Annotated in this window: 19 protein-coding genes; 5 read left to right on the top strand and 14 right to left on the bottom strand. The window is 66.9% G+C overall.

Going from position 1 to position 19,026, the window contains the following annotated elements; translation table 11 throughout:
* Nucleotides 1-353 precede the first annotated feature (353 nt).
* Complete coding sequence (gene cysD, locus AC3A4E_RS12695; protein ID WP_487632073.1) at nucleotides 354-1,259, top strand: sulfate adenylyltransferase subunit CysD; 906 nt, start codon at nucleotides 354-356, stop codon at nucleotides 1,257-1,259.
* Nucleotides 1,259-3,091, top strand: coding sequence for an adenylyl-sulfate kinase (cysC, locus tag AC3A4E_RS12690; protein WP_487631794.1), 1,833 nt, complete (start codon nucleotides 1,259-1,261; stop codon nucleotides 3,089-3,091). The genes cysD and cysC overlap by 1 nt, the downstream gene beginning before the upstream one ends.
* Nucleotides 3,092-3,143: 52 nt before the next feature.
* Here cysC and AC3A4E_RS12685 read toward each other — a convergent pair whose 3' ends face one another.
* Nucleotides 3,144-4,664, bottom strand: coding sequence for a M20 family metallopeptidase (locus tag AC3A4E_RS12685; RefSeq protein WP_487631793.1), 1,521 nt, complete (start codon nucleotides 4,662-4,664; stop codon nucleotides 3,144-3,146).
* Nucleotides 4,665-4,871: 207 nt separating this feature from the next.
* Here AC3A4E_RS12685 and AC3A4E_RS12680 point away from each other — a divergent pair, with 207 nt between their 5' ends.
* Together AC3A4E_RS12680 and AC3A4E_RS12675 are read left to right on the top strand one after the other, a co-directional pair.
* The gene (locus AC3A4E_RS12680) at nucleotides 4,872-5,231 is read left to right on the top strand and encodes a ComEA family DNA-binding protein (RefSeq protein WP_487631792.1); all 360 of its coding nucleotides are present in this window, start codon (nucleotides 4,872-4,874) and stop codon (nucleotides 5,229-5,231) included.
* A gap of 371 nt (nucleotides 5,232-5,602) precedes the next feature.
* Nucleotides 5,603-6,220 carry a HutD/Ves family protein gene (locus tag AC3A4E_RS12675; protein ID WP_487631791.1) on the top strand — a complete coding sequence of 206 codons (618 nt, stop codon included), beginning with the start codon at nucleotides 5,603-5,605 and terminating at the stop codon, nucleotides 6,218-6,220.
* A gap of 116 nt (nucleotides 6,221-6,336) precedes the next feature.
* On the opposite strand, the gene AC3A4E_RS12670 is transcribed toward AC3A4E_RS12675, so the two are convergent.
* The 9 genes from AC3A4E_RS12670 to AC3A4E_RS12630 all read right to left on the bottom strand — a co-directional run bounded on the left by AC3A4E_RS12670 (nucleotide 6,337) and on the right by AC3A4E_RS12630 (nucleotide 15,682).
* The gene (locus AC3A4E_RS12670) at nucleotides 6,337-8,739 is read right to left on the bottom strand and encodes a TonB-dependent receptor domain-containing protein (RefSeq protein ID WP_487631790.1); all 2,403 of its coding nucleotides are present in this window, start codon (nucleotides 8,737-8,739) and stop codon (nucleotides 6,337-6,339) included.
* Between the two features lie 146 nt (nucleotides 8,740-8,885).
* Complete coding sequence (locus AC3A4E_RS12665) at nucleotides 8,886-9,251, bottom strand: hypothetical protein (protein WP_487631789.1); 366 nt, start codon at nucleotides 9,249-9,251, stop codon at nucleotides 8,886-8,888.
* A gap of 155 nt (nucleotides 9,252-9,406) precedes the next feature.
* Nucleotides 9,407-9,742, bottom strand: a complete 336-nt coding sequence (locus AC3A4E_RS12660) for a non-heme iron oxygenase ferredoxin subunit (protein WP_487631788.1) — start codon at nucleotides 9,740-9,742, stop codon at nucleotides 9,407-9,409.
* Complete coding sequence (locus tag AC3A4E_RS12655; RefSeq protein ID WP_487631787.1) at nucleotides 9,739-10,278, bottom strand: GNAT family N-acetyltransferase; 540 nt, start codon at nucleotides 10,276-10,278, stop codon at nucleotides 9,739-9,741. The genes AC3A4E_RS12660 and AC3A4E_RS12655 overlap by 4 nt, the downstream gene beginning before the upstream one ends.
* A gap of 86 nt (nucleotides 10,279-10,364) precedes the next feature.
* On the bottom strand, nucleotides 10,365-11,648 hold the full coding sequence (locus tag AC3A4E_RS12650) for a cysteine desulfurase (protein WP_487631786.1): 1,284 nt from the start codon (nucleotides 11,646-11,648) through the stop codon (nucleotides 10,365-10,367).
* The gene (sufD, locus tag AC3A4E_RS12645; RefSeq protein ID WP_487631785.1) at nucleotides 11,645-12,883 is read right to left on the bottom strand and encodes a Fe-S cluster assembly protein SufD; all 1,239 of its coding nucleotides are present in this window, start codon (nucleotides 12,881-12,883) and stop codon (nucleotides 11,645-11,647) included. The genes AC3A4E_RS12650 and sufD overlap by 4 nt, the downstream gene beginning before the upstream one ends.
* Complete coding sequence (gene sufC / locus AC3A4E_RS12640; RefSeq protein WP_487631784.1) at nucleotides 12,883-13,647, bottom strand: Fe-S cluster assembly ATPase SufC; 765 nt, start codon at nucleotides 13,645-13,647, stop codon at nucleotides 12,883-12,885. The genes sufD and sufC overlap by 1 nt, the downstream gene beginning before the upstream one ends.
* 93 nt (nucleotides 13,648-13,740) lie before the next feature.
* Nucleotides 13,741-15,198: a Fe-S cluster assembly protein SufB gene (sufB, locus tag AC3A4E_RS12635; protein WP_487631783.1), complete on the bottom strand. Its 1,458-nt coding sequence runs from the start codon at nucleotides 15,196-15,198 to the stop codon at nucleotides 13,741-13,743.
* A 16-nt stretch (nucleotides 15,199-15,214) separates the two neighbouring features.
* The gene (locus tag AC3A4E_RS12630) at nucleotides 15,215-15,682 is read right to left on the bottom strand and encodes an SUF system Fe-S cluster assembly regulator (RefSeq protein WP_487631782.1); all 468 of its coding nucleotides are present in this window, start codon (nucleotides 15,680-15,682) and stop codon (nucleotides 15,215-15,217) included.
* A 182-nt stretch (nucleotides 15,683-15,864) separates the two neighbouring features.
* Between AC3A4E_RS12630 and AC3A4E_RS12625 the strand changes: the two genes are divergently transcribed.
* Nucleotides 15,865-16,359, top strand: coding sequence for an SET domain-containing protein (locus AC3A4E_RS12625; protein ID WP_487631781.1), 495 nt, complete (start codon nucleotides 15,865-15,867; stop codon nucleotides 16,357-16,359).
* Between the two features lie 46 nt (nucleotides 16,360-16,405).
* Here AC3A4E_RS12625 and AC3A4E_RS12620 read toward each other — a convergent pair whose 3' ends face one another.
* The 4 genes from AC3A4E_RS12620 to AC3A4E_RS12605 all read right to left on the bottom strand — a co-directional run bounded on the left by AC3A4E_RS12620 (nucleotide 16,406) and on the right by AC3A4E_RS12605 (nucleotide 18,956).
* Nucleotides 16,406-17,134, bottom strand: a complete 729-nt coding sequence (locus tag AC3A4E_RS12620; RefSeq protein ID WP_487631780.1) for a hypothetical protein — start codon at nucleotides 17,132-17,134, stop codon at nucleotides 16,406-16,408.
* Nucleotides 17,103-17,663, bottom strand: a complete 561-nt coding sequence (locus AC3A4E_RS12615; RefSeq protein ID WP_487631779.1) for a DUF1439 domain-containing protein — start codon at nucleotides 17,661-17,663, stop codon at nucleotides 17,103-17,105. The genes AC3A4E_RS12620 and AC3A4E_RS12615 overlap by 32 nt, the downstream gene beginning before the upstream one ends.
* A 66-nt stretch (nucleotides 17,664-17,729) precedes the next feature.
* Entirely contained in the window at nucleotides 17,730-18,164 is a 435-nt protein-coding gene (locus tag AC3A4E_RS12610) for a hypothetical protein (protein ID WP_487631778.1), read from the bottom strand.
* A 129-nt stretch (nucleotides 18,165-18,293) separates the two neighbouring features.
* Nucleotides 18,294-18,956 (bottom strand): M23 family metallopeptidase, encoded by a 663-nt coding sequence (locus tag AC3A4E_RS12605; RefSeq protein ID WP_487631777.1) that lies wholly within the window; start codon nucleotides 18,954-18,956, stop codon nucleotides 18,294-18,296.
* Between the last annotated feature and the right edge of the window lie 70 nt (nucleotides 18,957-19,026).

The raw sequence follows: 19,026 nt of genomic DNA, 5'->3' as shown, positions 1-19,026 counted from the left end.
CTTCAGGCGATGCCTGTTGCGTCTAACGTCTTCCGGACGTGTGCAGAGGCAACGGAACTTGCGCCCTGCAGTGACCGGTCGCATCAACGGACGCCTCCTGCCGAAGGGCGCTGTAAGCCGGTACGTCTTGTCCTGGTGCCATGAAGGCATCGCATGGACGTCGATAGTTGGACGCCTTGAACGCCTTTCGTCCAACGTTCTTCGACCTGGAAGTCCGATGACCGGTGCCGGGGTCTGAAGGACTCTCGCGGTGCATCCGCCGGACCGTCACTCGAAACACAGGCCGCAACCGACGTTGCCGCATCGGATGCGCCTCGCCACAATCGACCGATTGGGGCTCACGGGACTGGCATATGCGGACGGTGGACGGTGATCTTGCGTGCCTGGAGGCCGAGAGCATCCACATCCTGCGGGAGGTCGCTGCCGAGTGCCGGCGGCCGGTGCTGCTCTACTCGGTCGGCAAGGACAGTTCCGTACTGCTGCATCTGCTGCTGAAGGCGTTTGCGCCTGCGCGTGCACCGATTCCGCTGCTGCATGTGGATACACGCTGGAAGTTCCACGAAATGATCGCATTCCGCGATCACCGGATTGCCGAAACGGGTCTTGAATTGCGGGTACACGTGAATCCCGATGGCGTCCGGGACGGGGTAGGGCCTTTCAGCCACGGCGCGGCCACCCACACGGACGTCATGAAGACCCAGGCGCTGAAACAGGCGCTTTCCGCCGGTGGGTACGACGCTGCCATCGGTGGTGCACGGCGCGACGAGGAAAAGTCGCGGGCGAAGGAGCGGGTGTTTTCGTTCCGCGACGATGCACATCGCTGGGATCCGCGACGTCAGCGGCCCGAGCTCTGGGATCTCTACAACCCGAAGGTGAGCGAAGGTGAGAGTGTCCGTGTCTTTCCGCTGTCGAACTGGACCGAACGCGACGTCTGGCGCTACATCCGCCGCGAGCGGATTCCAGTCGTGCCTCTGTACTTCGCCGCCGAGCGTACTGTCGTCGAGCGGGACGGAATGCTGCTCGTCGTGGACGACGACCGGTTCGTCCTGCGGTCGGGTGAGCAGGCGCGGCTACGTTCTGTTCGTTTCCGCACGCTTGGCTGCTATCCGCTGACCGGGGCGGTCGAGTCTTCGGCGACGGACGTCGATGCGATCCTCGCCGAGATGGAAGACCAGCGCCAATCCGAACGCGCCGGACGCGCGATCGACCGCACCGAAGGCACCTCGATGGAAGCGAAGAAGCGCGAGGGATACTTCTGATGGACGACCGCATCCTGCGTATCGTCGCCTGTGGCAGCGTCGATGATGGCAAGAGCACGCTGATCGGTCGGTTGCTGCTCGCAGCGGGCAATGTGCCAGACGACGAACTGGCCGCACTCGCTGACGCGAGTCGCACGCAAGGCACCCGGGGCGGTGCCCCCGACTACGCGCTGCTGCTGGACGGTCTCGCCGCGGAACGCGAACAGGGCATCACCATCGATGTCGCCTGGCGGCACCTGCGGACGCCACGCGGGCGCTTCCTGATTGCCGATTGTCCCGGGCATGTCGAGTACACCCGCAACATGGCGACCGGCGCCTCGACTGCGGATGCGATGGTCTTGCTCGTCGACGTGGAAAAGGGTCTGTCGCCGCAGACGCTTCGACATACGGCGATTGCGGCGATGCTCGGCGTGCGTCATGTCGTGCTGGCGATCAACAAGATGGACCGGGTGGCGTTCGCGCACGCGCCGTTCGAAATGATCGAATCCGAGTACCGCGCGCACGCGTCGGTCCTGGGCATCCATTCGGTGCAGGCCGTCCCGCTCGCAGCAGTCGATGGTGATGGCGTCGCTTCGCGCTCGCCGCGCCTGGGCTGGTATGCGGGACCCACGGTACTGGAGGCGCTCGAAGCGTTGCTGGCGATGCCAGGCCGCGCGACCCTCGACTGTCTGCCGGTCCAGATGCTGCTGCGCGAGGGCGACGGCACGCGCTGGTATGCCGGAACCTGGCGGGGCAGGTCGCTGCGGACCGGTGCGCGTCTGCGGGTTGCGCCTGACGGCGCACCTGGAACGGTGTCAGCTTTTCGTGTAGCAGGTGAGGTCGCCGGCTCCGCCAGTCATGGCGATGCCGTCGCGGTGCGGTTTGAAGACGAGATCGATGCAGCACGCGGTGCTGTTCTGGTGCCCGAGGCTTCGGCCGTCTCGCACGGTGACCAGTTCGTTGCCGATGTGCTCTGGTTCGGTGCAGCGCCGCTGGTGCCTGGTCGGCGTTATCTGTGCAGAACTTCGGGTCGCGTGACTGGCGCGCGCGTCGGCGAAATCAAGCACCGGCTCGATCCGGTTTCGCTGCAGCCGCTCGCGGACAAGCAGCTCGCGGCAAACGAGATCGGCCGGGTCACCCTCGCGCTGGATGCGCCGATCGCCTTCGCACCGTACGTCGATACACGGGTGCTGGGCGCGCTGGTGCTGGTGGATCCTGTCAGCCACGCCACGCTGGGTGCCGGCATGATCCGCCACGGCCTCCGTCGCGCGGACAACCTGCACTGGCAGACACTCGATATCGATCGTGCGGCGCGCGCGACGATGAAAGGACAGCGCCCGCGCTGTATCTGGTTCACCGGTCTCTCGGGCGCCGGCAAATCGACCATCGCCAACGAGGTCGAACGCGCGCTGCATGCCCGCGGCGTTCATACCTATCTTCTCGATGGCGACAATGTCCGCCAGGGACTCAATCGCGACCTCGGATTCACCGAGGCCGATCGTGTCGAGAATCTGCGGCGGGTGGCCGAGGTTGCAAGATTGATGGCCGACGCCGGGCTGGTCGTGCTTGTGAGCTTCATCTCGCCCTATCGCGCGGAACGCGCTGCAGCACGCGCGCTGTTCGATTCGGGAGATTTCATCGAGGTGTTCGTCGACACGCCGCTCGCGGAAGCGGAGCGGCGCGATCCCAAAGGGCTCTACGCGAAAGCGCGGCGCGGTGAGCTCCCGAACTTCACGGGCATCGATGCACCCTACGAACTGCCTGACGCAGCCGAAATCGTGCTGGATACGATGATCCACGACACCACGTCACTCGCAACGCAGGTCATCGATTATCTGACAGGCATCGAGTGAGCAACGCACGCTGGTGAAGCAGGGCCGGCGTGCGCCGGCTCTGTTGCAGACATCAGCAGCAGCCGTGGTCGCCGTGACGCGTGCCGCTGTCGGCGACAACCGCGGCGCCAGTGGTCTCACCCCGGGTGCCGGCATGGTGATGTTCTGTGATCACGCGCGCCACGCAGCTGGTCACGCGCTTGCCCATCTCGATGTGCAGGAACTCGTTGGGACCATGCGCGTTGGAATGCGGGCCGAGCACGCCGGTGATCATGAACTGCGCGCCGGGGAATTTCTCGCCGAGCATGCCCATGAAGGGAATCGAGCCGCCTTCGCCCATGTACATCGCCGGCTTGTCGAAGAACGCCTGGCTGGCGTCATCGATCGCCTTCGTGAGCCACGGCGACATCGCCGGTGCGTTCCAGCCGGTCGCGGCCTTCTCCAGCACCAGGGTCACGGTCGCGCCGTTCGGCGGATCGGCCAGCAGCGCCTGCTGCAACAGCTCGCCGGCACGCTTGCCATCGATGGTGGGCGGCAAGCGCAGCGACAGCTTCACTGCCGTGTGCGGGCGAAGCACGTTGCCGGCCGACTGCAGCGAGGGAATGCCGTCGACACCGGTTACCGACAGCGCGGGGCGCCAGGTGCGGTTGAGGACCAGTTCGGAGAGATCCTCCGATTCCGTGCCATCGGCGTCCTTGGGAAACATCGGGCGCAGATCGCCGGTCAACGGGAACTTGTCGTAGATCGCCGTGTCGAGCACTTCTGCAGCGCGCCGTGCCTGCTCGAGGCGCTCCGACGGAATCTCGGCATGCAGGCCATCGATCAGGATGCGGCCACTGGTCTCGTCCTCGATGCGCGACAGCAGCTGGCGCAGCAGGCGGAAGCTCGACGGCACCACACCGGACGCATCACCCGAATGCACGCCTTCGTCGAGCACCTTCACCGTCAGATTGCCGCCTGCAAGGCCGCGCAGCGATGTCGTGCACCACAGCTGGTCGTAGTTGCCGCAGCCGGAGTCCAGACACACCACCAGCGAGGGCTTGCCGATGCGGTCGGCGAGGTGGTCGACGTAGGCAGGCAGGTCGTAGCTGCCCGATTCCTCGCAGGCTTCGATCAGGACCACGCAGCGGGCGTGCGGCAGGCCCTGCTCGTGCAGCGCCAGGATCGCGGTCAGCGAGCCGTAGATCGCGTAGCCGTCATCCGCGCCACCGCGGCCGTAGAGCTTGCCGTCACGCAGTACCGGCTTCCAGGGGCCGAGATCGTCGTCCCAGCCGGTCATTTCCGGCTGCTTGTCGAGATGTCCGTAGAGCAGCACGCAGTCATCGTCGCTGCCGCCGTTCGCGGCCGGGATCTCGATGAAGATCAGGGGCGTGCGACCTTCGAGGCGCACGACGTCCAGCACCATGCCGGGGATCGCCTGCGCCTGCGCCCAGTCCGACATGAGCGTCACTGCGCGTTCCATGTGGCCGTTGGCGACCCAGTCGGCGTCGAACATCGGCGACTTGTTGGGGATCCGGATGTACTCGATGAGCTGGGGAACGATCTCGTCGTCCCATTTGGCGCCGATGAACCGGTCTGTCTGCCGGGAATCCATGCAGGTGTACCACGAAGGAGGAAACCCGATTCTACCGCGGCGGCGCAGTAGGATTTTTCCTACAAGCGGTCGGGATTTCGACCGGCTCCTGTGCAGCAGGGGGGCGGATATCCTGCGCATGTGGCGTTGGGAAGACTGGCACTACCGGCAAGGACGAACGAATCGCCAGTCGGGAATGGATTCCACCCAACACCAAGGAGTCAGGACATGAAGTCGATCCGAGTCGTACTTGCGTCGCTGTGCCTTTCACTGCTGCTGGCAGGCACCGCGTTCGCCAACGAGGGCGTGGAGAAGGTCAACATCAACACCGCCGATGCAGCCACGCTGGCACGTGTGCTGCACAACGTAGGGCAGGCCAAGGCGGAGGCGATCGTTGCCTACAGGGATGAGAACGGGCCGTTTCGCAGCGCTGAGCAGTTGGCGCAGGTGAGTGGCATCGGCCTGCGTACCGTGGAGCACAACGTCGATCGCATCGAGGTGGGTGCTGCCGGGACGCAGACAGGCGTGACGCGGGCATCGAGCCCGCCCGCCGCAGCCGGGAACAAGGGGGCAGCGCAACTGCGCTGACTTTGACCCATCGCTGACGTTGGCACAGGGAGTGCCGGCGTCAGGCGAGGAGCAGGACGCTCCACGGGACCGGCAGGATGCCGCTACAGGGATGTAACCGTCGCCCGCCTCGCATTGGATGCGAAGCGGGCGACCCTTTTTTGGGCGATCGTTTTCCGGAGCGCGCGTGGAGGCCCGCCGTGCGCGGGTCGGGACGCCCGGCGGCGATATGTGATGCCTCGTAACAGACCTCTGCTCCCGCTTGCGCTCTGGCATCCGGAGTCCGCAAGCCAGGTCCGTCGATCGGCCTGTCGGTCTGCGCGCTCGAGCGCCCCAGCCGGATCGGCCCGGCCCAATGAAGTTGTCGGGTCCAGCGCTCTAGACTGGTCGGCATGACTGCCCACTCTTCCGGACAACCTGCATCGCTCCAGCGCATCGATGCGCATGACGCGCGGCGCATCCGCTGGCGCAACGATCTGGGCTGGACGCGGGAAATCCATGCCGAGCCCGATGCCGATGGAGACGCGTGGGTCTGGCGGCTGTCGATCGCGGAGATCGAACAGCCGGCCGTGTTTTCCCGGTTCGAAGGTGTCGAGCGGGAACTGATGCTGTTGGCGGGTGACGGGCTGACGCTGCGCTTCGATGACGGCCAGGTGTCGGATCTGCAACCGCCACACACGCGGCTCCGTTTCTCAGGCGACAGGGGCCTCGAAGGCCTACCTGCCGGCGTCGGCGTGCAGGCGCTCAACCTGATGTGGCGTCCGGATCGGGTGGACGCGTCGAGCTGGCACCGGCCCATCGTCGGCACGATGGTCGTGTTCGTGGACCCCGGCGAATGCTGGCTTGTCCATGTGCTGGCCGGTCATGTGCGACTCCCCGCAACGGAGCGCCTGCTCGAACGTGGCGACACATTGCTGTTGCGGGCGCCGGACGGCCGATGCCGGTACGGACTGGACGGCGGTGGGGAAGTGCTGCTGACCCGGTTCCAGCCCATCGCAGTCGTAGGCTGAGCGGCGCGAGACACCCTCGTCAGAACAGGAACGCCCGCTCCGGATCGACGGAGCGGGCGTTTCATATCCAGTCCTGACGCCGGCGCCCGGGTGCGGGGCGCCGTGGCCGGGCACACTCAGAAGCGGACGTTGACGCTCAGCCAGAGGCCGCGTGCCTTGTCCTTGTTGTTGTAGTGGTCGAAGTACAGGATCTCGTTGGTGCCGTCGAAACCCGGGCTGCCGTCGAGGTCGCGGAACTCGGTGTCGTAGGTCGTGAAGTCGCGATCGAGCAAATTGTTGATGCGCCCGTTGAACGTGACCGACTCGTTGAGCTTGAACGAGGCGCCGAGGTGCAGCACTTCGTAATCCTTGTAGTACAGCGGTTCGCGCGTGATCACGTGCAGGTCGCGGTAGCGCTTGGAACGCGCTTCCGCGGTCATGAACAGGTTGAAGCGTTCGCTTGCCTGCCAGTCGAGCGTGGCATTGGCCATGTGGCGCGCGCTGTTGCCGAGCGGGAGGCCCGCAGCGCTGCCGCTCTTCTGCTCGCTGTCGGTGAAGGTGTAGTTCGCGCGGAAGCCGAACGCCTCGCTGATCTGCCAGCGACCGGCAACTTCGGCGCCCTGGATCACCACCTTGTCGATGTTGACCGTCTTGCTGCTGGATGCGTAACCGATGTCGGCGTATTCGCCCGCGGCCGTACAGGTGAGCGTCGTGCCGGGACCGCAGGGCTGGGATGCGATCTTGTCCTCGAACTCGTTGTGGAAGAGGGTCAGGTTGAAGTTGTGGCCGTCCGGGCTCTGCCAGTAGACCGCCAGCTCGGTGCTGGTGCTGGTCTCGGGCTGCAGGTCCGGGTTGCCGAACATCGGCGAAGTGCCCTGCGCGCCGAAGCCGGTCACGCCGTCATAGAGCTGGGTGGTCTTGGGCGTCTTGAAGCCCGTGCTGACGCCGCCCTTGACCGTCCACTGCGGGCTCACGGTGTAGACGCCGTACAGACGCGGGCTCAGGTGGTTGCCGAAGACCTGGTGGTCGTCCCAGCGCAGACCGGCGGTCAGCGCGAAGGGCTCGGTGATGTACCAGGTGTCCTCGGCGAACAGCGAGTACATGTTGTGTTCCTGCTTCAGGCCCGGCGTGCCGCTCTCGATGCCGAAGATGCCGTCGGTCAGCTCGCCACGGATCACCTGTGCGCCGAGCACGGCTGTGTGTTCGCCGGCCAGCTGGAATGGGATGTCGAGCTTGGCGTCGAGCGTGTACTGGGCGCTTTCGAGCGTGCGCTTGGGGCGCGGCAGGAAGGTCGATTCGGCGAGGTCGCGGCGCTCGGCCAGCGACAGCCCCGCGTAGGGCCCGGTGCCGTCGATCATCCGCAGCAGCTCGGCGCGCTCGTCGACGGTGAACGGCATCGTGCGGCCGTCATTGTTGGTCGCCACGTGCGACAGCGAGACGAAGCTGTTGCCGAAGCCCCAGCGGCCTTCGTGGGTCAGCGACCACGCATCGCGGGTGAATTCCTGCACCGGGCCGTAACCGACGCGTGGATTGGCGCGGCGTGCCCAGGTGCCGCCATTGGTGCGGCAGGCGTTCGCATTCGCGCCTGCGGCGCCCAGACAGAAGTTGCCGGCGGTGAAGATGCTGTTGATGTTGTCGACCGTGCCGACCGGGTATTCCTCGACGCCCTGGTCGTTGATCTTGATCGCGTTGTCGTACTCCTGGCGCGAGGTGTCGTAGTCCAGCGTCAGGCTCTGGTTCTCGGTCGGCATCCAGGCCAGTGTGATGCCGCCGGACTTGTTGGTGTTGTCGACGGTCTTGCCGCCGCCGCCGAAGCCGAGGCCGCGCGTGCGCTCGACGCCATCCGGATCGACGATCGGTGCATAGACGGGGTTGGACGCGTCGCGGTCGTACCAGCTGGCGCGCGCGCTGAGGTTCAGCACGCCGGGAACCAGCGGGCCGGTGACGAAGGCATCGACCGTGGTGTCGTCGCCGAACTCGCTGTCCTCGAACGAACGGCTCACCGTTGCCGAGCCGTGCCACGCATCGAGCACCTTCTTGGTGATGATGTTGATGACGCCGCCCATAGCATCGGCGCCGTAGAGCGTCGACACCGGGCCGCGGATGACCTCGATGCGTTCGATCGCATCCAGCGGCGGGATGTGGTTGAACTGGTTGCCGCCGAAGTTGTTCGGGTAGATGTCGCCGTGATTGTTCTGGCGCTTGCCGTCGACGAGGATCAGCGTGTAATCCGAGCCCATGCCGCGCATCGAGATCGAGCCCTGACCGGTCTTGTCGCGCGTCTCGCCGACGTCGATGCCTTCGATGTCGCGCACCGCGTCCAGCAGCGTCATGTACGGACGCTTGGTCAGGTCTTCCTGGGTGATGACGCTGATGCTCGCCGGCGCATCGGTGAGCTTCTGCTCGAAGCCGGCGGCGGTGACGACGATGGTGTCGAAGTCGGTGGCAGCATTGGCCGGCGCGGAATCGGCGAAGGCGGGCGCGGACAGCAGGCCCAGCAGGGCGAGGGCGAGCGGGCGACGGATCGGAGAACGGGTCATGGGGGTCTCGTTGGACGGTGTCGGAACGCGGCGTGGCGTCGGCTGGCCGGGATGAAAAGGCGCATGGACATGCGACAGGCCGCACGACGCCGCACTCCTGTGGAGCGGGTTCGAACGGCACGCCGGCGTGGCCGGCGGATCGGCTTTCAGCGGGGAGGTGCGCGGCCGCGATGCTGGCTGCGGGGCGGACCCTGCGGGCGCGGCGTTGTGCCGGTCCGGCGACGCGCGTGGCGACGCGGCCGACCTGAGGAACAGGCCGGCGCAGGCAGCGCGCTGGCGGCTTGCGGCGCGTCTCCAGCTGGGACAGCCCGCTGTGCGGTGCGTGTGCTGGCCGCAATCGTCACGGTGTCGGGAGACGCGGGCACTTCGCCGCCGTGGTCGAACATCGGCGTCGTCGGCAGCAGTCCGTCGGAGAACGTGGTCGCCATGGCCGTTGGGCCGAGGGTGGCCGCCCAGACGATCAGGAACAGCAGCGCCGTCGCACAGACGCACAGCGCGTCGGCTGCACGCATGTGCAGGCCAGGCTGTTGCATCGATGGTCGGATGCCCTGCGGCACGTGGATTCCCCCGGCAGGCTGAATGCCTGGCGACGGAATATTAACCGAGAATGATTCTCGACATCAAAGGAAAACGATTCCGTTTGCGATCGCGGTGCCCGGGAGACGCCTCAATCGCGGTCGTCGCGGGTCCACACGCCGCCATGTTCGACCCTGGTCGGAAACTTCGCCACCGGCTCGTACGCAGGCGCGCACAGGGCGCGACCATCGCGCACATCGAACTTCGCGCCATGCAGCACGCATTCGATCGTGCCCAGGGCCGCATCGAACTCGCCACCGCTCGACAGGCCGAAATCCTCGTGGCTGCACTGGTCTTCGAGCGCGTACAGATCGCCGTCGAGATTGAAGACGATGATCGGCACGCTGGTGATCTCGTCGAAGGTGGTGCGCATCTCGCCAGGCAGCAGCTCGCCGGTGGCGCAGACGAAGGTCCAGGTTTCGCTCATGGGGTGACTCCGAAGGTCTTCTCCAGCACTTCGAAGCGCAGATCGTCGCGGCGCGGGCTTCCGAAGCGGGTGTCGCCGTAGGGGAACGGCTTGTGTACGCCGGTGCGGCGATAGCCGCGGCGCACGTAGAACGCGATCAGCGCATCGCGCACGTCGATGACGGTCATGCGCAGGGCGGGCAGGCGCCATTCGTCGCGGGCGATGCGTTCGCACTCGCGCAACAGCGCGTCGCCGGTGCCGCGGCCCTGCAGCGTGGGATCGACCGCGAACATGCCGAAGTAGCCGACGCCGTCCTCGATCGCAACATGCGCGCAGGCGAGCGGGCGTCCGTTGTCGCCATCGATCATGACGACGCGGCTGTCGGCGCGGACGATGTCGTGCGCCAGCACGTCGGGATCGATGCGCGCGCCATCGAGCAGGTCGGCCTCGGTGGTCCAGCCGCTGCGGCTGGATTCGCCGCGATAGGCGGACGTCACCAGGGTGACGAGGGCAGGCACGTCGACGGGCGTGGCGGTGCGGAACACGGGAGCGGACATGGCGGCGGCTGAAGTCGTGACGCTGCCATTATCCCGCGATGGCTGCGCGCTTGCGCGCGTGGTTGCACGGTGATGCAGGCGCAAACTCAAACGAGAAGAGTGCGCACCTTGCGCAGGGCGGCGACAAAGGCGTCGACCTCTTCGTGCGTGTTGTAGAACGCGGGCGATGCGCGGCACGTGGCGGCGACGCCGTAGAACTGCAGCAGCGGGTGCGCGCAGTGCTGGCCGGAGCGGATCGCGACGCCTTCGAGATCCAGCAACGTGGCGAGATCGTGCGCGTGCGCGCCTTCGATCAGGAACGCCACGACCGCGGCCTTGTCCGGCGCGGTGCCGAAGATGCGCAGGCCGTCGATCTCCTGCAGCGATTCGGTCAGATGCGCGAGCAATTCGGTCTCGCGGCGTTCGACGTGATCCATGCCGAGCCGGTCGAGATAGTCGACCGCGGCGCCGAGACCGACGAAGCCGGCGATGTTCGGTGTGCCGGCTTCGAAGCGGTGCGGCGGGTCGTTGTAGACCGTCTTCTCGAAGCTGACTTCCTTGATCATCTCGCCACCGCCGAGGAACGGCGGCATGGCCTGCAGATGTTCGCGGCGCGCCCACAGCGCGCCGGTGCCGGTCGGCCCGCACATCTTGTGGCCGGTGAACGCATAGAAGTCGCAGCCGAGCGCGGCGACGTCGACGCGGCGGTGCGGCACCGCCTGCGAGCCGTCGATGACGGTGACGATGCCGCGCTTGCGCGCCTCGCGGCAGATCTCGCGGACGGGGTTCACCGTGCCGAGCACGTTGGAGACGTGGGTCAGCGCGAGCAGCTTGACGTCGGACGTCATCGCGCGGCGCAGTGCGTCGAGATCGAGCGTGCCGTTTTCGAGAATCTCGGCCACGCGGACCGTCGCACCGGTGCGCTCGGCGACGAGCTGCCACGGCACGATGTTGGCGTGGTGCTCCATGCGCGAGACGAGGATCGTGTCGCCGGCCTTCAGCCGCGGCAGCGCCCACGACCAGGCCACCAGATTGATCGCGAACGTCGTGCCGCTGCACAACACCAGTTCGTCGCTGCGCACGTTTAGGAACCGCGCGAGCTTGGTGCGCGTGCCCTCGTAGGCGTCGGTCGCCTCGGTGCCGAGCTGGTGCACCGCGCGGCTGACGTTGGCGTTCTGCCGCCGGTAGAAGCCGTCTACCGCGTCGATCACCGACGCCGGCTTCTGGCCGGTATTCGCGTTGTCGAAGTAGATCAGCGGCTTGCCGTGAACTTCGCGCAGCAGCAGCGGAAAATCCGCGCGCACCGCGGCCCAGTCGACGCTGCCGTCATGCGCGACCGGCGCACTGGGCGCGTCGAACGGCGGCGTCAGCGGCGGCAGCGTGGTGCTCATACGAGAGCGAGTCCGGACAGCACGCGATCCAGACCGGCTTCGGCGTGCGCACGCAGGGCGGGATCGGTGATCGTCGACAGCGGCTCGCGCACGAACGCGGCGGTCAGCAGACGCTGGGCATCCGATGCAGGCAAACCGCGCGAACGCAGATAGAACAGCGCGCCCGGGTCGAGCTGGCCGACCGTCGCGCCATGCGCGGCCTGCACCTCATCGGCGTGGATCACCAGCACCGGCTGGGTGTCGATCTCGGCGGTGGGCGACAGCAGCAGGTTCTTGTTCGACAGGCGCGCGTCGGTGCCATCGGCGCCGGCATCGATGGTGATGCCGCCATGGAACACGACGCGGCCGCGCTGGTCACCGATGCCGCGCCACTTGAGTTCGCAGGCTGTGTTTTTCGCGATGTGGCGGATGCCCAGGCGCGTGTCGACATGCGCACGACCACCGGCCAGCAGAACGCCGTTCGCGGTCAGGCGCGCATCGTCTCCGAGCAGGCGCACGTCCAGTTCGTGGCGCGACAGCGCGCCGCCGGCCTCGACATCGACGCGGGTGTAGACCGAGGCGGCCTGCAGCTCGGCGTCGGTGCGCAGGAAGCTGGTCGCGCCGATGCCGCGGTGCTGCAGACGCACGTGGTGCAGTTCGGCGCGGTCGGCGATGCGCAGCGAGATGATGGTGTTGTCGAGATGGCGGTGCGCGCCGGTGTCGAGATGATGCTCGACCAGCGTCAGCGCCGCACCCTCGCCGAGCACGACGTGGTGGCGCAGATGCCAGGCGAGATCGCCTTCGGCAGGCGCGCCGACGAACACCAGATGCACGGGCGTTTCGATGCGGGCGCCGGCCTCGACGGAGACCGAAGCGCCGTCATGGGCGAGTGCGCCGTTGAGGCGGGCGAACACGGCGTCGTCGCGATTGTCGATGTCAGGCAGCGTGCCGGCATCGGCGAGCGTGCCGATCGACAGGCCGGCGACGGCGGCGCCCGTATCGGACAGGGCTGCGGACAGGCGGCCGTTGACGAAGACCAGACGCGGCGCGGGAATCGCGGCCAGCAGATCCGCATCGACAGCGGCATCGTCCTGCGGCGCGACGAAGCTGCGACGTTCCAGCGCGCGCAGCGATGTGTACTTCCAGGCTTCGCTGCGTGGGCCGGGCAGGCCGGTCGCGAGCGTCGCGTCGAGGGCCGCGCGACGGGTGGCGTCGCCATCGAATCCGGCAGCGAGAGAGTCGAGCAGGGCACTCATCAGGCAGCGGTCTCCGGCGCGACGCGGTCCTTGATCCAGGCGTAGCCCTTCTCTTCGAGCTGCAGCGCGAGTTCCGGACCACCGGTCTGCACGATGCGGCCGTCAGCCAGCACGTGCACGACGTCGGGCTTGATGTAGTCGAGCAGGCGCTGGTAGTGCGTGATCACGATGAAGGCGCGGTCGGGCGACCGCAGCGCGTTGACGCCGTCGGCGACGTTCTTCAGCGCGTCGATGTCGAGGCCCGAGTCGGTCTCGTCGAGGATCGCCAGCTTCGGCTCGAGTACGGCCAGCTGGAAGATCTCGTTGCGCTTCTTCTCACCGCCCGAGAAGCCTTCGTTGACGCCGCGATGCAGCAGGCGGTCGTCGAGGTGCAGCACGGCCAGCCTCTCGCGCACCAGCTTGAGGAACTGCATCGAATCGAGTTCTTCCTCACCGCGCGCCTTGCGCTGCGCGTTGAGTGCGCTGCGCAGGAAGTAGGTGTTGTTCACGCCCGGAATCTCGACCGGATACTGGAACGCGAGGAACACGCCAGCCGCGGCGCGCTCTTCGGGTTCGAGCGCCAGCAGATCCTGGCCCTGGAACGCGACGGTGCCGTCGGTGACCTCGTAACCGTCGCGACCGGCGAGCAGGTTGCCCAGCGTCGACTTGCCGGCGCCGTTGGGCCCCATGATCGCGTGAACTTCGCCCGGCTTCACGTGCAGCGAAAGGCCCTTGAGGATTTCGCGCTCGTTGATGGAGGCGTGCAGGTTGTCGATATTGAGCATGGTGTCGGTATTCGAAAAAAAGAAAGAGAACCGGCGCGATGACGCTGCGTCGAAGAACGGGTGCGTCGCCGGCCCCGTGGGCCGGCCGCGGTGTCAGCCGACCGAACCTTCCAGCGACACGTCGAGCAGCTTCTTGGCCTCGACGGCGAACTCCATCGGCAGTTCGCGGAACACCTGCTTGCAGAAGCCGTCGACGATCAGGCTGACCGCGTCTTCTTCGCTGATGCCGCGCGTGCGGCAGTAGAACAGCTGGTCGTCGCTGATCTTGGAGGTGGTGGCTTCGTGCTCGACGGTCGCACCGGGGTGCTTGACCTCGATGTACGGGAAGGTGTGCGCGCCGCACTGCTTGCCGATCAGCAGCGAATCGCACTGGGTGTAGTTGCGCGCACCCTCGGCGCCCGCGCCGATCTTGACCAGGCCGCGATAGGTGTTCTGCCCGCGACCGGCGCTGATGCCCTTGCTGACGATCTTCGACTTGGTGCGCTTGCCGACGTGGATCATCTTGGTGCCGGTGTCGGCCTGCTGGCGGTGGTGCGTCAGCGCGACCGAGTGGAACTCGCCGGACGAATCGTCGCCGAGCAGCACACAGGACGGGTACTTCCAGGTGATCGCCGAACCGGTTTCGACCTGCGCCCAGACCACGCGGCTGCGATCGCCGCGGCATTCCGCACGCTTGGTCACGAAGTTGTAGATGCCGCCCTTGCCGTTCTCGTCGCCCGGGTACCAGTTCTGCACCGTCGAATACTTGATCTCGGCGTCTTCCAGCGCGACCAGCTCGACGACCGCTGCATGCAGCTGGTTCTCGTCGCGCATCGGCGCGGTGCAGCCTTCGAGGTAGGACACGTAGGCCTTGTCCTCGCAGATGATCAGCGTGCGCTCGAACTGGCCGGTATGGCCGGCGTTGATGCGGAAATAGGTGCTCAGTTCCATCGGGCAACGCACGCCCTTGGGAATGAACACGAAGCTGCCATCGGAGAACACGGCCGAGTTCAGCGCGGCGAAGTAGTTGTCGCCGACCGGCACCACGCTGCCGAGGTACTGCTTCACCAGCTCGGGATGGTCCTGGATCGCTTCGGACATCGAGCAGAAGATCACGCCCTTCTCGGCGAGTTCCTTCTTGAATGTCGTGCCGACCGAGACCGAATCGAACACCGCGTCCACCGCGACGCCGGCCAGACGCGCGCGCTCATGCAGCGGCACGCCGAGCTTGTCGTAGGTGTCGAGCAGTTCCTTGGGCACGTCGTCGAGCGAGGCGTACTTGGCCTTGGGCGCCGAGTAGTAGCTGACCGACTGGAAATCGATCGGTGCGATCGACAGCTTCGCCCAGTGCGGCACCGGCATGGTCAGCCAGTGGCGATAGGCGGCGAGGCGCCAGTCGGTCATCCACTGCGGCTCTTCCTTCTTCGCCGACAACGCGCGGACGACGTCCTCGTCGAGGCCCGGCGGAAAGCTGTCGGACTCGATATCGGTGATGAAGCCGGCGTCGTAGCGACGTCCCAGCTGCTCGTGGATTTCTGCGTTCGCAATCGGTTCTGCGATGTCGGTGGCCATGGGGGCTGCCTACTGTCTATGCGGAAGCGAGGCGGGCGTCGATGCGCTTCGCGTCGGCTTCGGTGGAAAGGGGGACGGCGCGTGCATCGCCGAGCATCTGCGCCAGCGTCACGCTGCGCAGCGCGTTGGCGACGACGTCGTTGATGCGCAACCAGTTGGTGCGGACACCGCATTTGGCGGAAATGCCGCACTGGCCGTCATGCAGGCTGCATTCGGTCATCGCCAGGGGACCTTCCATGGCTTCGATGATCTCCACCAGGCTGATCGCCGCGGCCGGACGTGCCAGCCGGTACCCGCCGTTGGCCCCGCGGAAACCCTCGACCAGGCCTGCCTGTGCCAGCGGCTTGAGCAGCTTGCTGACCGTCGGCGACTCGAGTCCCGCCTGGTCCGCAAGATCGACCGCACTCATGACCGTCTCCGGCCGTGCAGCAAGCACGGTCAGCACAACGGTGGCGTAATCGGTGAGCTTGGTGACACGGAGCATCGGGGTGGGGGCGACCGGGGGGCGTCGTATGAAAGCGGACCAAAATTGTACGCTTTTGCCCCCGCCAGCTCAATGTGACAGGCGCCTGACGTTCATCGGAACGCCGCCTCCGGACGCAGGTGTGCTGGCGGCTCGACAGGTTGTTGGACACAATGCGGGCTCACTCTGCCGTGGAATCCGCAATGCCCAAGACGCCGAAGAAGCCCAAGACGCCGAAGAAGATCGAGGCGCGTCTGTCGAGCATCCACGGCAACGGTGTGTTCGCGACCGAGGCCATCGCCAAGGGCGAGCGGATCATCCGTTACAAGGGTTTTCTGCGCAGCCATGCGGATGTGGACGAGGCGTACGGCGAGATCGACGAGGACGGCCACACCTTCCTGTTCACCCTCAACGACGACTATGTGATCGATGCGAATGTCGAAGGCAATGTCGCCCGCTGGATCAACCACAGCTGCGCGCCGAACTGCGAAGCGGTGGTCCAGGAGGATGCGAAGGACCGGCGCCACAAGGACAGGGTGTACATCGAGGCGATCCGCAACATCGCGGCCGGTGAGGAGCTGACCTACAACTACGGGATCACGCTCGCCGAACGGCATACGCCGGCGCTGAAGAAGCTGTGGGGGTGCCGGTGCGGGTCGAAGGACTGCACCGGAACGATGCTGCAGCCGAAGCGGTAACTCGGGTCCGGAACGCGCCGGCGCGGCGCGCTTGCTGACAGCATTCTCAGGGCGCGGAGACTTCGCGCAGATCGGCCGATGCGATCCGCCAGGTGCGCTGCGCGTCGCTGGCCCCGTCGACGACCGCGCGCCGCAACACATAGGTGCCTTCGAAGCGGCGGCTGCTGCCGTCACTCTGCTGCGCGCGCAGCGATACCGGGATCCGGATGAAGCGCGTGCCAGCCGCTGCCTCCACCGCGCCGGGCGCACCGATGTCGACCATCACCACCGATGTCTCGCCAAAGCCTGCAGCGAACTGTTCGGGCGTCTGTCCGCTGGCGCGTCCGCCGTCCGACCACAGGGCGTAGGCGCGGCGGTAGTCCACCGCGTTGATGGCGGCGTAGTAGGTCCGGATCACCGCAAGCGCTTCTTCCGGCGAAGGCTCGGGACGGACCTGCGCGGGGTCTGCCGGCACATCGGCAAGTCCGGTTTCGGGATTGTCCTCGAGCGGCAGCAACGCGGGCGTCCCCTCGACAGGCTCGGGCTGGGGCTGCGCACCGCCGAGCGGCACATTGCCGGGGCCCGGCTGGCCGGTCAGTCCGGTGATGCTGCCTGCAGGTTGCTGCGGTTGCGGCAAGGGACCGGTGTCCGCCTGGCCCGCGACGCCACCCTCGGCGTCGGCCGTGTCGCGGCCACAGGCGCCGAGCATCCAGACAAGCCCGAGCACGCAGACCAGGGCAGTGCGCCGGCTCCGTGGGCTGCGCTCAACGCGCAAGGTGCACCACCACACGGCCATCGGTCACCTCGACGTTGCCGACGTGCTTGCCAGACGGGAGCTTCGACAGCAGGTCATCGTCGAGGCGGTACACCGGCTCGCTGCGCGCGTAGTCGGCCAGCAGGCTGTTCACGACGCTGCGTGCGCCGCCCTTGAGCAGGGCATTGGTTCCGGGCAGGTCCAGTTGCAGCAGTTCCGGATTCTCCAGATGCAGCCCGCGGGTGGCCGGGTCGTAGCGCAGGCCACTGACCAGCGCGAGATGGCCCGGGCGGCTGTCGGCGGCAATACCGCCGACACCGACATCGAAGTCCAGACGCAGGCGTCGATCGCCTGCCGGAATCGTCAGTCGCGGTTCGTCGAGGGTGATCGACACCAGTCCACCGAGCTTGTCGAACGTGCGCGGGAAGCGCGTATCGAGCTGTCGCTGCAGCTGCGGGGTGGTGAACGCGACCTGGTCGTTGAGCCAAGCCGAGACCACGCCGAGCGAGGTGCAGGCGGTGACGACGAGCAGCAGCAAGGCTGCGGCAGACAACTGCAGGGGACGGCGCATGGTGCGCTCCGGATCGACGATGAAGGCACCCTACGCAGGTGCCGTGAATGCGGGATTAGCGGTGCCCTACTGGGGCGCGGGCGCCAGCGGCCGGCGGTGCGGCTGCAGCCACGCGAGCAGCAGGCCGAGCAGCAGCATCGCGATGACATCGAAGACGATCTGCTTCAGCGACAGCGCCAGCGGAAACGGCTGGCCTGCATGCGCGAGCAGATGCCAGGGGACGAACGACACCAGTGCGATCGCCAGACCGAAACGCGCACCGTGCCAGCGCTTGCTGCGATGCGGCGGCGGCAGCCAGCGATAGAGCCAGGTCATCGCCAGCCCCAGCGACACATACGCCAGCAGGATCCAGCCGACCTGCGCATTCGCGTCCGCCTGCGGACGGAACAGATGGGCGAGAGCGAGATAGTCGTCGCGCAGCAGCAGGCCGTGCACGAAGAAGCCCAGTGCCAGCGCGGTGGCTGAAATGGTGAAGCCGCAGATCCAGAAGCGTTTGTCCATGGCCGATGTCCATGTGGGTTGCATCTCCACAGGGTAGCGCCGCTGCAGTGACAGAGCGATGCCGCGGACGCGCGCACCTGCACGGCGCGGTACGGCCAGTGCCGGACGCGGCACGCTCATGCCGCGCACTCAGTCGGACGCGCCGGCAGCGTCGTCCTGGTCGCCCGGGCGAGCCTCCGAGTGGGCGCGCAGCAACGGCAGCGGATCGAACGCGCCGGCAGGGCCGTAGACGCCGTAGTGCAGGTGCGGTGGCGTGCCGCGGGCGTTGCCCGTGTCGCCCACGATGCCGAGCGCATCGCCGGGCCGGACCAGGTCCCCGGTTTCGAGCAGTTCGGCAAAGCCGTCCAGATGCGCGTAGTAGTGCCGCTGTCGCCCCGGACCCATTACCCAGACCTGCTTGCCGCCCAGGCCGCTTTCGCGGATGCCGACGACCAGGCCTTCGGTGCTGCTGCGGACAGTCGTGCCCCGCGGCGCAAAGATGTCGACGCCTTCATGCTGGCGGTCCCGGCCGCGCGGGGCGCCAAAGGTGTCGGCCACGCGGGCGGCGCTGACGCCGTCAACGGGCATCGCAAGACTCTCCGGCGCAGGCGCAGCGGACAGTGTGGCGATCGCACGCGGTTTCGCCATGAAGGGCTGGTGCCAGGCCCAGTAGCCGCCGGCTGACAACAGCGCGGCCACGAAGACGAAACGCAACGTGGCACGCAGTTGCGGCGTGTAGTCGCGACGCGGTTTTCGGGTCGGCGCGGGGGGCTTCGAGGGTGCGGGATCGGGGATCGGATCGGAATCGTGCATGACCACAGCGTCGCAGGCCGCGTGCGAAGCCCGGGTCAGTGCCGGCATCTGCCGGATGCAGAACGGCCTG

It is taken from the genome of Luteimonas sp. Soil_N_1, from assembly GCF_057656255.1.
The sequence above is the reverse complement of the archived record's forward strand: the minus strand, read 5'-3'. Positions and strand labels throughout refer to the sequence as shown.

Bases quoted from the DNA above. Each gene is read 5' to 3' on its own strand.
- cysD (WP_487632073.1), top strand. From the start codon at position 354: ATGCGGACGGTGGACGGTGATCTTGCGTGCCTGGAGGCCGAGAGCATC.
- cysC (WP_487631794.1), top strand. From the start codon at position 1,259: ATGGACGACCGCATCCTGCGTATCGTCGCCTGTGGCAGCGTCGATGAT.
- AC3A4E_RS12685 (WP_487631793.1), bottom strand. From the start codon at position 4,664: ATGGATTCCCGGCAGACAGACCGGTTCATCGGCGCCAAATGGGACGAC.
- AC3A4E_RS12680 (WP_487631792.1), top strand. From the start codon at position 4,872: ATGAAGTCGATCCGAGTCGTACTTGCGTCGCTGTGCCTTTCACTGCTG.
- AC3A4E_RS12675 (WP_487631791.1), top strand. From the start codon at position 5,603: ATGACTGCCCACTCTTCCGGACAACCTGCATCGCTCCAGCGCATCGAT.
- AC3A4E_RS12670 (WP_487631790.1), bottom strand. From the start codon at position 8,739: ATGACCCGTTCTCCGATCCGTCGCCCGCTCGCCCTCGCCCTGCTGGGC.
- AC3A4E_RS12665 (WP_487631789.1), bottom strand. From the start codon at position 9,251: ATGCGTGCAGCCGACGCGCTGTGCGTCTGTGCGACGGCGCTGCTGTTC.
- AC3A4E_RS12660 (WP_487631788.1), bottom strand. From the start codon at position 9,742: ATGAGCGAAACCTGGACCTTCGTCTGCGCCACCGGCGAGCTGCTGCCT.
- AC3A4E_RS12655 (WP_487631787.1), bottom strand. From the start codon at position 10,278: ATGTCCGCTCCCGTGTTCCGCACCGCCACGCCCGTCGACGTGCCTGCC.
- AC3A4E_RS12650 (WP_487631786.1), bottom strand. From the start codon at position 11,648: ATGAGCACCACGCTGCCGCCGCTGACGCCGCCGTTCGACGCGCCCAGT.
- sufD (WP_487631785.1), bottom strand. From the start codon at position 12,883: ATGAGTGCCCTGCTCGACTCTCTCGCTGCCGGATTCGATGGCGACGCC.
- sufC (WP_487631784.1), bottom strand. From the start codon at position 13,647: ATGCTCAATATCGACAACCTGCACGCCTCCATCAACGAGCGCGAAATC.
- sufB (WP_487631783.1), bottom strand. From the start codon at position 15,198: ATGGCCACCGACATCGCAGAACCGATTGCGAACGCAGAAATCCACGAG.
- AC3A4E_RS12630 (WP_487631782.1), bottom strand. From the start codon at position 15,682: ATGCTCCGTGTCACCAAGCTCACCGATTACGCCACCGTTGTGCTGACC.
- AC3A4E_RS12625 (WP_487631781.1), top strand. From the start codon at position 15,865: ATGCCCAAGACGCCGAAGAAGCCCAAGACGCCGAAGAAGATCGAGGCG.
- AC3A4E_RS12620 (WP_487631780.1), bottom strand. From the start codon at position 17,134: ATGGCCGTGTGGTGGTGCACCTTGCGCGTTGAGCGCAGCCCACGGAGC.
- AC3A4E_RS12615 (WP_487631779.1), bottom strand. From the start codon at position 17,663: ATGCGCCGTCCCCTGCAGTTGTCTGCCGCAGCCTTGCTGCTGCTCGTC.
- AC3A4E_RS12610 (WP_487631778.1), bottom strand. From the start codon at position 18,164: ATGGACAAACGCTTCTGGATCTGCGGCTTCACCATTTCAGCCACCGCG.
- AC3A4E_RS12605 (WP_487631777.1), bottom strand. From the start codon at position 18,956: ATGCACGATTCCGATCCGATCCCCGATCCCGCACCCTCGAAGCCCCCC.